This window comes from Chryseobacterium sp. P1-3, assembly GCF_000738495.1.
In the GTDB taxonomy this organism is placed as follows: Bacteria; Bacteroidota; Bacteroidia; order Flavobacteriales; family Weeksellaceae; genus Chryseobacterium; species Chryseobacterium gallinarum.
Genome location: NZ_JPEQ01000010.1, coordinates 17,803 through 32,277 on the forward strand (window position 1 = coordinate 17,803; position 14,475 = coordinate 32,277).

Genomic DNA, 14,475 nt, shown 5'->3' on the forward strand with positions numbered 1-14,475 from the left:
CATGAAAACAGCATATATTATCCCGCTATTATTTTTAGGTTCCCTGATTTATGCCCAGGAAAACAAGCAGACATTTCCTGTGGAAGATCAGACCCAGGCTGTGAAACAGGCAAAAGAGCTGCAGACAAAATTGATGCAGAAAGCCTCAGAAAATACAGAAACAACACAAACAGGATTGGCATCTGACCATGGGCTGGAAGTAAAAAAACAGACACAAAGCTCTAAAGCATCCACGAACTCAGGGAAGCTGCTTCCCAACACAGCAACCCTGGAAGAAATAAAAAAAACAATTCCCAATAGACAGGCAAACCATAACACGGTTAATTCTAGGAACACAAATAGCAACGTTACGGGGTTACCCAACACAGCAACCCTGGAGGAAATAAAAAAAACAATTCCTAAAAACTAATACCCTCAAAAAAGCTGATAACCAATCCAGATTTTTCAAACAAAAGAAGTCCGCTCTATATGGCGGACTTCTGGTATGATAGACTCCATTATTTTAATCCCAATCAGCGGCTACAAACTTCATTGAATGGCCATGGTCATCAGATAAGGTTAAAAAATGTCCCTCAATGGTATATTTTGTCATGGTAGTAAACTTCTTCTGGAAAGCGCTTTCCAACGCCATATCCCTGCAGGCCTTCATTGTTCCTGTAATATTTGAAATATTTACCTGCCCGTTTTTTTTAAATCCGGAAGCAAATGACATCCGGTTACATCCCATAAAAGCACTGCCCTGAATAGTATTACCTTTCATTTCAGCAGTCAGGTTCACTTCTGCTTTATGAGCAATCAGCTGATCCCTGGAAAAACCATCAAAAGAGACAAGCATCCATTGCCTCTGAAGGGATGGGTTTTTCTCAGGCACTGTTGAACAATTCCAAACTGTACCTGCAAGCAAAACTGCCAAAAGTAATAATAGTATTTTTTTCATGCGGATTATCCACCCATTTTCATACCAATCCGGGACAGAATCTCGTAAAAATTAGTAAATTAGCGACACAAAAATTATTTTATAAAATGAAAAGACTATTTCTACTATTCACTTTCTTGCTGAGCTTTGCTCAGATGAGGGCGGATGAGGGGATGTGGCTGCTAATGCTCATCAAAAGACTTAATGGTGTTGATATGCAAAAAGAGGGTCTACATCTTACGCCTGAAGAAATTTACTCGGTAAACAATTCGAGCTTAAAAGACGCTATCGTAAGCTTCGGTGGCTTCTGTACAGGTGAAATTGTTTCTGATAAAGGACTTATATTCACCAACCACCATTGTGGCTACGGCGCTGTTGCCGCTGCTTCTACACCAGAAAAAGACTACCTGAAGAATGGTTTCTGGGCAATGAAACAAAAGGACGAATTCAATGCAAAGGATCTTTACGTAAGATTTTTAGTGAGAATGGATGATGCTACGCAAAGAATCAATTCCAAACTTAACAACAATATGACCGGAGCAGAGAGAAAAGCTGTTATTGATGCTGAAACCAAGGCTATCCAGGCAGAAAACTCTGAAAACGGGAAATATACAGTCGTTGTAAAAGACTTCTTCAATGGAAATGAATTCTACTATTTTGTGTATCAGGATTATAAAGATATCAGATTAGTAGGTGCACCACCCTCTTCATTAGGAAAATTCGGTGGAGATACGGATAACTGGGAATGGCCAAGACATACGGCAGATTTCACAGTATTCAGAGTGTATGCTGATGCCGCAGGTAACCCTGCCGAATATTCTCCGGGCAATGTTCCATTGAAGCCTAAGCATTTTCTTCCGGTTTCCCTTAAAGGAATTAAACCTGGCGATTTCTCAATGATCCTGGGTTATCCGGGAAGAACCAACCGTTACCTGACTTCTTATGGTATCCAGCAAATGGTAAGCAAAGATTATCCGGCATGGGTTGAAGCTTCCAAAGTAGCCATGGACGTTATGAAAAAATACATGGATAAAGATAAGGCTACTCAGCTTAACTATGCTTCTCAATATGCTTCTGTGGCCAATTACTGGAAAAACAGACAGGGAACAATAGATGCTGTTGAGAAAAACGGTACGATCTCTGATAAGCAAAAGATTGAAGAGACCTTTAAAAAATGGGCTTCTATGCCTGGAAATGAAGCTTATGACGGTGTCCTGGAAGATATCGGAGTTTATTATAACCAGGTTTCAGACAGAAATGTTGAAAGAAACTATGCCAGCCAGTTTTCAAGAAATGTAAAATATATATCCCTTGCTGCGAGACTGGGATCTTTATTTAAAACCTATGCTGCCCAGGATATGCAGGGAAGATTAGCAATGAAAGCTAAAACAGAAGCAGCTATTAAAGCGGCTTACGAAAACTTCAACCCATCTCTGGAAGGAGAGATGCTGGCTGCAATGACCAGCCTTTACCAGGCCAGAGTGAAAAACAAGGAGGTGGCTTCTGCTACCATCCTAGGATTAGATGCTAAAAATGTTTCTAACCTTGCCTATTCTTCTATTTTTGCAAACAAGACTTCTGCTACCAATTTCTTATTGCATCCTGACGCATTAAAACTTGATGCTGATCCACTTTGGAAAATAGCTAACGGTATAGAAGCAGATCAGAGAATGAATACTGAAAGATATGTTAAGATAGATGATAATTTCGCAAAAAAACAACCGTCTGTTCCTAGCCGGCTTAATGAAAGCTATGCCTGAGAAAAAATTCTATCCGGATGCCAACTCTACGATGAGATTAACTTACGGAACTGTAGATAAACTTCCTATCAGAAGTGACAGAAACTATTTCGGTGTTACTGATAACTATTATACAGATATGACCGGTCTTGTAGGTAAATACAAGAAAGGGGATGAAGAGTTTGACCTTCCTCAGAGAGTGATTGATCTTTACAATCTTAAAGATTTCGGGCAGTATGCTGATGCTGCAGGATATATGCCTGTCAACTTCCTTTCCAACAATGATATTACAGGTGGAAACTCTGGTTCTCCTGTGATTGACGGAGACGGAAACCTTATCGGTATTGCTTTCGACGGAAACAGCGAAGCATTAAGCGGGGATATTGTATTTGAGCCTGAATGGCAAAAAACAATCAATGTGGACGTTCGTTTTGTCCTTTGGACCATCGATAAGTATGCAGGAGCAAGAAGATTAATTGATGAATTAAAGCTTGTAAGAGGAGAGAATACTCCGGCAGATACAAAAACCAAAAATTCAGGAACTACTGCAACTCCTAAGAAAACAAAGAAAAAATAATCTTTTTTGATCTATTTTGAAACCGTGAAATTTGCTTTCACGGTTTTTTTTTATTTTTGGATTTTAAAATCTTTATTATGAGACCTCCATCTATTGAATTCACCGCTACCATCAAACAAAGTGGCACAATGAATGCTGCTTTTGTAGATTTTCCTTTTTCTACTGAGGAATTATTCGGGAAAAAAGGTTTGGTAAAAATTAAAGCTACATTTGATGGCAAAGTAGAGTATCGCGGAAGTCTGGCTAAAATGAAATCCGATTGCCATATTTTAGGACTGACCCAGGAAATCAGAAAACAGCTTGGAAAAACGTTTGGTGATGAGGTTTCCGTTTCTCTTATTGAAGATAAAGAAGAAAGGCTGGTTGAGATTGCCAATGATATTGCTTTTATTTTTAATCAAAACCCTGAAGCAAAAGTATTATTTGATAAGATGAGTTATACCCACAGAAAAGAATATATCCGCTGGATTGAAGAAGCCAAAAAACCGGAAACAAGAGAAAATAGAAAAAGTAAAATGATTCAAATGATTTTAGAAGGGAAAAAGGGGATTTAATACTCTTTTTTTTAGTATCTGATTCTTTTTAATAATAATTATATACTTTTTTGTCAGGATTCATAAAAGTGTTCGACTATAGTTGTACATACCAGTTATAACTCTAAAAATTCACTTTATGAAAAAAACTTTTTTCACAACAACAGCATTTGCTGCAGCAATGGCAGTTACATTTACACTGTCTTCATGTAACGATTCGGATAACGACATGATGAATATGTCTTATCAAAAGACTATCACATTCGAAAATGTCGTTACCCCTAAAGATTTTGTAGAAAGTGGAGAAATTCCGGGAGTTACTTTTCTTGCAGCGGCAGGGCATAAAGTTATCTTACCCGGAGAATCTCAAACCATCAAATTCAGCGCAGGTAAGGCGCAAGCACTTATGTTTGCTACCATGTATGGAGCTTCAAAAGACTGGTTCTTCGCTTCAAAGCAGCCAGGAATCAAGCTATTTGACAGCAATGGTAATGCCATTACAGGGGATGTTTCCTCCGACGTATTATTGTGGGATAACGGAACTAAGGACAACCAGACGGGACAAGCAGAAAGCAAACCAATTATGCAGGTTCCTAATGTGAATGCTTCACAATTGGTAAAGCTTAATCTGGCTTATGATAATGTAAAATCTGAGTTCACACTTACCATTACCAACACTTCGGGTGGAACTGCTAATGAGACCCCACTTTCTCCGGGAGTATGGGCGGTTTCCAATTACAATGGATCCCAGCTGTTGAACAGTACTCCTTTCTTTATGCCTAATACTTTATCCAATCCTGAAATTACTGATATTGCCCAAATGGGGAACATCACTAAAATGATGACCAAGCTTACTGCGAATACCGGCATTATGACAGGCTTATCTCCTGCATTAGTCGTAGTGTATCGTGGTGACAAAAATCCTATTTACGAATTGGGAAAAACAGATAACGGAATGGGATTGAAAGAAATCGCACAGTTTGGGAATGTAACAAAACTTCAAACCAGTTTAAAATCTCTACCTAATGTAAAAGGTGTATATGTTGCCGGAAGCGCTCCCGTAGCACCGGGAAACAAGGTTATGACGAACTTTAAGGCCGATCCGGGGGATAAAATTGCCTACGTAACAATGTTTGGATTCTCCAATGACTGGTTTTATGCCAACGAACAAATGATTGATGCCAATACCAAAGGAGATATTACTTCAAAGACAACATTATTTGATTCAGGTACAGGAGTTGATCAATATCCTGGTGCCGGAAACCGTCAGGCTTTATTTGGAGGAACTCCACAAAGTGAAAATATGGTCATTTCTAAAGTAGGAACACAATATCCGGTTCCTGCTGTACAAAATGTAATAAAAGTAACTGTGAATTAAAGTTTTGCTGGAATCAATGTATATCAAGGTTTCATCTTGATTGTTTTGGTTTATTGGAAAACCAGGCAGCAAAGCTGCCTGGTTTTCATTTTTCATTGGTATTTATTATGGTATTTACTTTTTCCGTTTTAAAAAAACACCTATTGGTTCTGTATCATTGCTGTTTACAAATACCTCTTTATGGACATCATAGCCTAATAAAGGGCAATATAATTTTGCTGAACGTCTTGTACTTGCCAATATAAAAGGGGCATCATAACCTTTCCGGTCAAAATAGTCTAAAGTCCATTTAAAAAGATGGCTGCCATACCCACGTCCCTGAGCTTCAGGAAGTACTGCTAAATAAGCAGGCTCCATACTTTTTTGAACTTTATCAGGGTTTAAGTGGATGTTTCCGGCTTCATAAAGCCAATTGTATCGTTTTACGCCTGTTTCTCCAAGGATACCATGCCATTTCTCTTTAAATGTGTTAGCCTTCTGATCTGTATTTCCCAGCCAGGCCCACACGAAAACGGCCTTTCGGTCAGCACTACTGAATACTGTACCCCCTGACATTAAAACATCCTTAACCACAGCTTCAAAAAAATTTTCAAGTAAATCTTCATTCTCTTTTCCGTTAAACCAGAATCTAATAGTAGGATCAGTTATAAAAGCTTTTGCTAATACTTTCCAATGCCAGGATTCAGGTTCTGTAAAGACAACAGGAGTTTCAAATCCTGTTTCAGGAGCTAATGTTTCTAAATTGTTTTTCATAATAAATAGTTGTATTGGTGTGTTATTATATTCATGTCAAGGGGCAGGCATTCCCAAGAAGATTCTTATTACTTACAGGAAGCGTTTTCAATAAGTCATTAAAAAAATCATCAATAATATTTTTGGAAATACCAGGCATGCAAATGAGATGGGCATATCCATTTTTAGTTGCTAATTGCCATTTACGGCATAACTGATCATCCGGCTTGGAAAATACTACAGTAATGGCATTTTCATTCCGAAAGCAGAATATATTATTTTCCTCAAGCCTGCGCTGAACATATATTGCCATGGAAAGAGATTGCTGTGCCCTTAAGAGCATTCCTTCCCTGCCCAGCTTTTTGACGGCGTACCATAAAAATACCGGGCTATGCCCGTTCCGGGATCCGGCAATCGTTGTATCCTGCGAACCTATATATGATATGTATTGCCCTAATCGCTCTTTATAGTTTTTTTTGACAATCGCTATTCCACACGGAACAGGTGAACCAATAAATTTATGCCCGCTACAGGCAATGCTGTCTATTCCATTCTTGAAATCAAAACGGGGGTCATCTTCTAATAACGGAAGGTAAGCTCCCGAAAGCGCTGCATCACAATGGATATAATAGGATTCTATAGAGCATTTTTTTAAAATCTGCCTGATTGTGGGAATATCATCTTTAGCCTCCGTCATAGTAGTTCCTATATTGGCAATAATGATGACGGGCAAATGCCGGTGTTGTTCTATTGACTGTTCTAAGGCATTATAATCCATTTCTCCTTTTGAGTCCGCCTGTATTTCTACAGATCGTAAGTTCAGTAAGCGAATATTTTTGGTTATACTGTAATGAGCTTCAGAAGAATGATACACTATAGCTTCGGGATATATTTCCCTTGCGATGTACAGCCCATAAAGATTACCTTCACTTCCTCCGCTGGTAACGTACCCTGAATAATTATCTTTTGGTGCCCTGAATAAACCGGCAAAGAATTGAATCACTTCTCTTTCAATTTCAAAGGAATTTACAGCATAATTGCTTTCTATAAAGGGATCCCCTACATTCGCAATCGGATATTGAAACAGATCGTAAAGTTCAGTATAATCAAAATCTCTGGCAAAAGGATAGCCAATAGAAAAAGTAGATTTTTCTTTTATTACATTAATAAAGTTTATTAATTTTTTTTGTTCTCTGGCTTTCATTAATTTTTTATTATTGATAAAATAAGATTTCTCTCATCATAAAAAAATCAGACAGCTAAGCTGCCTGATTGGTATTTATTCTGTAACAGGAATTCCCAGATATTGTAAGTAAGAATCAAGTATGGTTTTATCAAATACCGGTTCTTTGATTCCGGATCCTTCCAAAAAGCGGGTAACATTGGAACAATCCCAAACATAGGTGTTCTGGTAAAGTTCAACCGTAGACAGTCCTTCATGCATATTATCTTTAAAAAGGCTCGTTAGTGGGTATAAACGGTTTTTACTGTCGTCTTCCCATTGCTTTCTCCATTCTTTATAAGGAAGACCTTTAAGCGGGAATGCATAATACTTTTTCATCAGACCGAAGAAATCCTCCAGGGTAAGATTCGTTTCAGGACTTGCAATGAGGTTAAATTTTTTCCCTATAGCGTCCTTATTTTTTGTAATATGGGCCATTGCTTTTGTCATATAATCTACAGTGATTAATCCCTCTCTGAGTTCTGTAAGTGCAGGATAGGACTGAAATTCCACACAGTTTTTCACCAGTCCGGACCACCATTGATAAGGTGCGCTGGCGCCTGTTTCGCTGTGACACATGGCGTAGCCGAGACGGTAGGTAATCAAAGGCAATCCTTCTTTTGCCGCCAGATCTGCTACTGCTTCCATCACATATTTACTTCTGACATATCCGATATCTTTGCTTACCGAAAGGATATTTTGTTCGATATCATCGGATTCAAGCATCACTTTTTTGCCTGTGAATATATGCCCCCAGCTATATACAGAAATTGTAGACAACAAGGCGAGACATTTGGTCCTTTCGGCTCCGGCAAGCTTTATAATCTCTCTCAACCCTTCCACATTCGGAGCCTTCATATAAGAATAAGGTTCGATAAAATTCACGGAGCTTCCGGAATGGTAAATAAGATCAGCTTTTGTTGCCAGCATTTTGAATTTGTCATCCGAAAGACCTAATGCAGGGAGGGCAAGATCACCTATTACGGGAATAATCCTGGATTTTTGTTCATGTTTTTGAGGGATATGATATTGTTTAAAACAACGGTCTATTTTCTCCATAGCATGGAATTCATCCTCCGCTCTCACCAGACAGTAAATATCCGCTTGTGTGGTATCCAGTAGCTCCTGTAAAAGGTGAATCCCCACAAAACCTGTCACTCCGGTTAAGAAAATGACGGCCGGGTTTTCCATTTGTTTTGGATCGAAGCCTCCTGCAAAAACAGTTCCGGGAGCCAGATACACATCCTGTTGTAATTCCACGTAAGGTTCTACATCTTCTATGGGTGCTGCCTCTCTGAATGCTTTGGCCCTGTTGATCAATACTTCCGAAAGATCCTGCAGTACCGGGTATTGGTAAATATCCCTCAGATAAACCTTCATGTCCAATTTTCTTTGCAGTGCAACGGCTACCACCGCTACTAAAAGAGAGTTTCCTCCGATATCAAAAAAGTTATCCGTTATATTAATAACCGGACGTTCCAATTCTGAAGACCAGATGTCTGCTATTATTCTCTCGGTTTCATTGGTTGGCGGTTCCAATGAAATCAGATCTCTGGCTTCTTTATCTGCAAGTTCCCTTAAAGACCGGATATCTGTTTTACCATTTGCCGTTAAAGGAATCTTATCTATAAAAATGATCTGGGCCGGAATCATATACCCCGGCAGCTCTTCTTTCAGTTGATTTCTAACAGAAGTACCGTCTTTTTCAGCTCCGGGTGTTGCCACAACAAACGCCACCAGATATTTATTTCCATTTACTGTATCTTTTGTGATCACCAGGGCTTCCCGGATATTTTTATCCTGAGTAAGACTACGCTCTATTTCTCCCAGCTCAATCCGGAATCCACGGATTTTTACCTGATTATCCATTCTTCCCAGAAATTCAATATCACCGTCGGGAAGCCATCTGGCGAGATCTCCTGTCCGATATAGTTTTTCATTTTCTTTAAATGGATTGGCAATAAATTTAGCGGCTGTAAGCTCTTCATTATTCAGGTATCCTTTAGCCAAGATATTTCCGCCAATAAATAGTTCACCCACGGCGCCTACCGGTAATACTTCCAGGTTTTCGTTCAAAATATAAGCTTTGGCATTCGCTATCGGTTTTCCAATTGAGGGTACATACTGCCCGTTGACGTCTTTAACTTTTTTAAAGGTGGCATACACGGTACATTCTGTAGGACCATAATAATCAATCAATTCATAGTTCAGCTCTGTTGTGAGTACCGGTTTGAGCTTTTCTCCTCCCGTAAAGAGATATTTCAATGTCAAATCATTATAGTTCCGGGTACTATCCACAACTGCCGGTGCCAGCACGGAAGGAACAAAGCCATGGGTAATCCGGTTTTTACGGTAATAATCCACTAAAGCAGATACATTGGTCCTTTCTTCATTATCTGCTATAAAAATAGTGCCTCCCGAAGTAAGTGCCGACCAAAACTCCCATACGGATATATCAAATGCCAGCCCTGCCACCAAACTTAAGTGTGAAGTGTGATCAACATGGAAATGATGATTATGCCAGGTTACTAAATGCTGAATGGTATGATGTGTAATCATAACTCCTTTGGGCTTTCCTGTAGAGCCCGAAGTATAAATGGTGTAAGCTAAGGCATTTTGATTCACCTTAAGGGCCGGATCATTTGAAGACCAGGAATCCAGGCTGCTCATTTGCTCCAGTTCGAAAATTTTTGTTTTCCCGCTTTTTGTCAGCTGTTCACCTAATGAATGGTTTGTAATAATAAACTCTGCAGAAGTGTCTGAAAGAATATATTCTACTCTTTTTACCGGATAGGCAGGATCTATGGGTACATAGGCTGCTCCTGTTTTAATAATTCCAAGAACGGCTATTGCCCATTCCAGAGAACGGTCCAGCCATACCGGGACATATTTCCCTTCTTTTATTCCTTTATCTAATAATGCATTGGCGAGCTGGTTGCTTCGCTCATCCAATTCTTTATAAGTCATTGTCTGGTGCTGGTATACAATTGCAATATTATCGGGATGGCGACGTGCCTGATTCCTGAAGAGAGATTCTAATGTTTCTTCTTGCAGGTAGTCCCAGCCGGTCATATTAAATTTTTGTAAAAGCTTTTCCCTGTCTTCCGAAGACAGCAATACAGTTGCTCCTGATGGTTGTGTTTCTAGTGTAGGTGTTGTGTTTGGCATTTGTAATAAATTAATGTAATTCATGGTTAGTAATTAATGTATGTCTTCTAATATCCGCATCTACCATAATAGCAGTTCATTCCTGAATGTGAGCAGCTTTAAATAAAACAAACAGACATAAAGGGTAGGCACAGCTAACTGATTAACTGCAATTTTACGGTAGCAAGGTAGATATCGGAAAGACTAAAGGATCTACTTATTCAGTAGAACTATAAATAATGCTAAAGCTTTATTTATTACTATCAAAAAGACAGTTTATTTTCGTATTTTTTATTGTAAATACACCAAATAAACAAATATGCATTGACTTAATCTTTCATAATGAATTAATTTTAATAATTTGAAAATTAAATTTAACATAATAATTTGGATAAAGTGTTACATAATTTCTACATTATATTATATTGTCGAATTAATAATTTTAAATCCATAAAGCAAAAGACATAAGCAACTGTATTACAGCAACAAATGAAAAAAACATTAATTTTTAAATTAAATGATGTTAAAAAAAATAATGTTTTTGTTATTTTTTTATAATGTCGCGAAAATACCAGTCATACGTTAGAAAAGGGTTTGCTTTTTGGTAGTATGTAGAAAAAGACACTTATGATCAGATTCGTTTTTCTTCTTCTGGCAAGCTCAATGGTATATGCACAAAGCAACAGATTTTATTATGAATTAAAATTTAAACCAGACACTATTGCCAATCAGGAAATTAAAGAATTTTTTATTACAGATATTAATCCCAAATCTGTAAAATATTTTTCATTGATCGATTATAAGAATGATAGTATTACAAAAAAATGTGAGCTCAGAATCAAGGTATGAGAGAACACAATTATACCATTATATCAAAAGAGACAGAAACAGCTTTGATAATATCAATTATCTTTCTGCAGGGTCAACTCCCGTACAATTGAAAAGCCATGATGAAATGAAATGGTCTATTCTGCCGGAAACCAAAATGATGGGCTCCATAAAAGTTCAGGCTGCCAGGACACATTTTGGTGGAAGACAATGGACCGCATGGTTTGCAGAAAGCATTCCTTTTCCGGAAGGTCCCTATAAGTTCCGCGGACTGCCGGGGATGATTCTGGAAATATATGATGACCGGCGTTATTATCATTTTACTCTGGTCAGAAATAAGGTGCTGGATAAAGAATACAACACCTCAGGAATTGTAGAAACATTTTTTGGAGAAAAACCTTTGTTGATTGATAAAAAGAAATACATTCAGCTAAAGCTTCAGGAATATGCGGACCCTTTAGCCGATATGAAAGGGGGAAATATGCCTACTCTTATTGATGAGCACGGGAATAAGATATCTGTCGATTTCAAACAGATGACTATAGAAGCTCAACGGGAATTAAAATCCAATAACAACTTTATTGAAAAGGAATTTATCATTAACTATAAATAATAAAATGCAGATCAGGCATTCCAGAATTCCCTGTCTAAACTTCGGTACTGAATGGCTTCAGAGATATGATGTGAAAGAATTTTTTCGGATTCTTCAAGGTCTGCTATTGTTCGCGCTACCTTTAAGATCCGATCATAAGCCCTGGCGGAAAGGTTTAGCTTTTCCATTGCTAATTTGATGAGGTTAAAAGAAGTTTCATCCAGCTCGCAGAAAGCTTCAAGTTCTTTGGGTCCTATCTGGGCATTGCAACTGATATTAAGGTATTTATACCGTTCATTCTGAATATTCCTTGCTTTCAACACACGCGCCCGTATTGCTTTACTGCTCTCTCCTTTCCTTTTCTCGGAAAGCTGCTCAAATTCTACTTTCTGCACTTCAATGTGAATATCAATACGGTCCAGGAGAGGACCTGAAAGTTTATTCATATATCGTTGCATTTCGTATACGGAGGAAGTATTATTGGGGTCATCAGGAAAAAAACCGCTAGGACTGGGATTCATAGAGGCTACCAACATAAAACTTGCCGGATAATTTACGCTAAACCGGGCTCTTGAAATGGTAACTTCCCTGTCTTCCAAAGGTTGTCTCATAACTTCCAATACGGTCCGCTTAAACTCCGGCATTTCATCGAGAAAAAGTACACCATTATGGGCGAGAGAAATCTCTCCGGGTTGTGGATAGCTTCCACCGCCTACCAAAGCTACATCTGAAATGGTATGATGAGGGGACCTGAAGGGACGAACAGTCATTAAAGATGCCTCTGCTCCAATTTTCCCTGCTACGGAATGTATTTTTGTTGTTTCCAGCGCTTCTTTTATTGTCAATGGAGGTAAGATGCTGGGAACCCTTTTAGCCAACATTGTTTTTCCACTTCCGGGAGGGCCTATCAGGATAATATTATGCCCTCCTGCAGCGGCTACTTCCATGGCCCTTTTTGCTGTTTCCTGGCCTTTTACTTCAGAAAAGTCAAATGGAAAGTCATTGATCTTTTCATGAAATTCTTTCTGGGTGTCTAATATTATTTTTTCAATAGCTTTTCCTTCGTTGAAGAAATCAATAACTTCCTTAATATTCTCTGCACCATACACCTCGAGATCATCCACAATAGCGGCTTCTTTCGCATTCTGAATGGGAAGAATAATTCCTTTGAAACCTTCTTCCCTGGCCTGAATGGCAATGGGTAATACTCCTTTAATTGGTTGCAGACTGCCATCCAGGGATAACTCTCCCATAATGATATACTGCTGAATATCTTCGGCAAGGATCTGATCTGAAGCTGCCAAAATGCCAATGGCAATACTCAGGTCATAAGCAGAACCTTCTTTTCTAAGGTCTGCGGGTGCCATATTAATAGTAATTTTCTTACCGGGAATTTTATAGCCAACATTCTTCAAGGCGGCAGATATCCTATAGCTGCTTTCTTTAATGGCATTATCAGGAAGGCCTACCAAATGATACCCTACTCCACCGGTATCAATATTGACCTCAATAGTAATTGTTTGCGCAGCAACTCCGTGAATGGCGCTGCCATAAATTTTAATCAGCATGGGTGTTTTTGCGGTAAATGTAATTAATATTCTATTTTTAAAAATTATGTTTTAAATTGATAACATTCTACAAAAAATAAATTACTAGAAATGATATTCTTAAATCAATATTCTGACATAACATGTGTCTGTTTATCAAATAAAACGTAATCATTTTATTGATGATTGCGTTAATAAAAAAGATCGGCACAAAAAATTTGCACCGATCTAACCACAACTAAACACTAATGAAAAGATTATTTAATCCTATTAATCTTATTTTTTGATAAACTTATTTTTAAATTCATTTTTCCCATCTGAGCTTTTGGAAATAATCATATAATTTCCGGGCGCAAGGCTGCTTACATCAATAGGCTCATTGTACTTATGATCATTTTTTTTTAAGGATCAGTCTTCCAGTCATATCAATGATAGAGACTTCCTTATATATCTTATCAAACTCTTTTCCGATATAAAGGAATTGTACCGTAGGATTCGGGTATACCTTTAAGTTGTTCCCCTTGGTTTTTATTTCTCCTGTTCCTAAACTTTTGCAGAAATCCCATTCACCAAAGTTTAATTTCACGAAAGAATTGGTTCCCAAGAATTCGCATTGGTCAGGGCAATACTCCGTACATGCATAAAAGCCATATTCGCCTGATTCAGTAGCCGTATAAGAGTCTCCTGTCACCCCGCTGATGATACAAGGATCATTAGCAGATGGGGGTATATTGCCTGGGAAACATTTAAACCATGTATGAATACCATATACGGCAGGAAATGTGTTGTCGAATTTCACGGAAGCTCCTGTACATATGTTAAATTCTCCGGGTCCGATTTCTTCATAAGTGCCGGGAGTAAATGTAGAGATCATAGAAGGAAGTCCGTAAACATATCCGTCTGCCATGATGGCCGGGCTTTCTGCCGTGCAGTCTCCTTCTGTAACAGCAACTTTAAAATAATACAGCTGATCATCGTAACCATTAATTGTCAATTGTTGCGATGTTGCTCCCGGAATCGCTACCCAGGGATTTGTATTGGGGGTCTGCCAGGTCCATTGTTGTTTATACCACTGGTAATTGCTGTAGGTCTGGGTAGAAAGCACTTCATTTTCCGTATTACAGAATAAAATTTTATCCTGATAAACCAGCCCTAACCTGGGACTGGTAACGGTAGGATTACACTGTGCTTTTATATTCAGGATACCGAATAGCACTACGGCAAAAAAAATTAAGTTTGTTTTCATATGTTAATATTTAAGTTT

At 38.3% G+C, this 14,475-nt stretch carries 11 protein-coding genes and 1 pseudogene; 6 read left to right on the forward strand and 6 right to left on the reverse strand.

Annotated features, from left to right (window positions below; genetic code table 11):
• Position 1 precedes the first annotated feature (1 nt).
• Entirely contained in the window at positions 2–409 is a 408-nt protein-coding gene (locus HX13_RS14310; RefSeq protein WP_050021674.1) for a hypothetical protein, read from the forward strand.
• Positions 410–502: 93 nt separating this feature from the next.
• Here HX13_RS14310 and HX13_RS14315 read toward each other — a convergent pair whose 3' ends face one another.
• Positions 503–937 (reverse strand): META domain-containing protein, encoded by a 435-nt coding sequence (locus tag HX13_RS14315; RefSeq protein WP_238555363.1) that lies wholly within the window; start codon positions 935–937, stop codon positions 503–505.
• Positions 938–1,023: 86 nt separating this feature from the next.
• On the opposite strand from HX13_RS14315, the pseudogene HX13_RS14320 reads away from it, so the two are divergent.
• The 3 genes and pseudogenes from HX13_RS14320 to HX13_RS14330 all read left to right on the forward strand — a co-directional run bounded on the left by HX13_RS14320 (position 1,024) and on the right by HX13_RS14330 (position 5,143).
• Positions 1,024–3,232, forward strand: a pseudogene (locus HX13_RS14320) (S46 family peptidase).
• A gap of 77 nt (positions 3,233–3,309) precedes the next feature.
• A complete protein-coding gene (locus tag HX13_RS14325; protein ID WP_050021880.1) occupies positions 3,310–3,786 on the forward strand; it encodes a YdeI/OmpD-associated family protein in 477 nt (158 codons plus the stop codon).
• 118 nt (positions 3,787–3,904) lie between these two features.
• On the forward strand, positions 3,905–5,143 hold the full coding sequence (locus tag HX13_RS14330) for a spondin domain-containing protein (protein WP_050021675.1): 1,239 nt from the start codon (positions 3,905–3,907) through the stop codon (positions 5,141–5,143).
• A gap of 114 nt (positions 5,144–5,257) precedes the next feature.
• On the opposite strand, the gene HX13_RS14335 is transcribed toward HX13_RS14330, so the two are convergent.
• From HX13_RS14335 to HX13_RS14345, 3 genes are all read right to left on the reverse strand, one after another.
• Complete coding sequence (locus HX13_RS14335; RefSeq protein WP_050021676.1) at positions 5,258–5,896, reverse strand: GNAT family N-acetyltransferase; 639 nt, start codon at positions 5,894–5,896, stop codon at positions 5,258–5,260.
• A gap of 31 nt (positions 5,897–5,927) precedes the next feature.
• Positions 5,928–7,079, reverse strand: a complete 1,152-nt coding sequence (locus HX13_RS14340; protein WP_050021677.1) for a histidine decarboxylase — start codon at positions 7,077–7,079, stop codon at positions 5,928–5,930.
• A gap of 75 nt (positions 7,080–7,154) precedes the next feature.
• Positions 7,155–10,265 carry a non-ribosomal peptide synthetase gene (locus HX13_RS14345; protein ID WP_050021678.1) on the reverse strand — a complete coding sequence of 1,037 codons (3,111 nt, stop codon included), beginning with the start codon at positions 10,263–10,265 and terminating at the stop codon, positions 7,155–7,157.
• Positions 10,266–10,871: 606 nt separating this feature from the next.
• On the opposite strand from HX13_RS14345, the gene HX13_RS14350 reads away from it, so the two are divergent.
• Positions 10,872–11,093, forward strand: coding sequence for a hypothetical protein (locus HX13_RS14350; RefSeq protein WP_050021679.1), 222 nt, complete (start codon positions 10,872–10,874; stop codon positions 11,091–11,093).
• Entirely contained in the window at positions 11,071–11,685 is a 615-nt protein-coding gene (locus HX13_RS14355; RefSeq protein ID WP_157837446.1) for a GLPGLI family protein, read from the forward strand. The genes HX13_RS14350 and HX13_RS14355 overlap by 23 nt, the downstream gene beginning before the upstream one ends.
• A gap of 11 nt (positions 11,686–11,696) precedes the next feature.
• On the opposite strand, the gene HX13_RS14360 is transcribed toward HX13_RS14355, so the two are convergent.
• Together HX13_RS14360 and HX13_RS14365 are read right to left on the reverse strand one after the other, a co-directional pair.
• The gene (locus tag HX13_RS14360) at positions 11,697–13,232 is read right to left on the reverse strand and encodes a YifB family Mg chelatase-like AAA ATPase (protein WP_050021681.1); all 1,536 of its coding nucleotides are present in this window, start codon (positions 13,230–13,232) and stop codon (positions 11,697–11,699) included.
• A 370-nt stretch (positions 13,233–13,602) separates the two neighbouring features.
• Complete coding sequence (locus tag HX13_RS14365; RefSeq protein ID WP_238555364.1) at positions 13,603–14,457, reverse strand: T9SS type A sorting domain-containing protein; 855 nt, start codon at positions 14,455–14,457, stop codon at positions 13,603–13,605.
• Between the last annotated feature and the right edge of the window lie 18 nt (positions 14,458–14,475).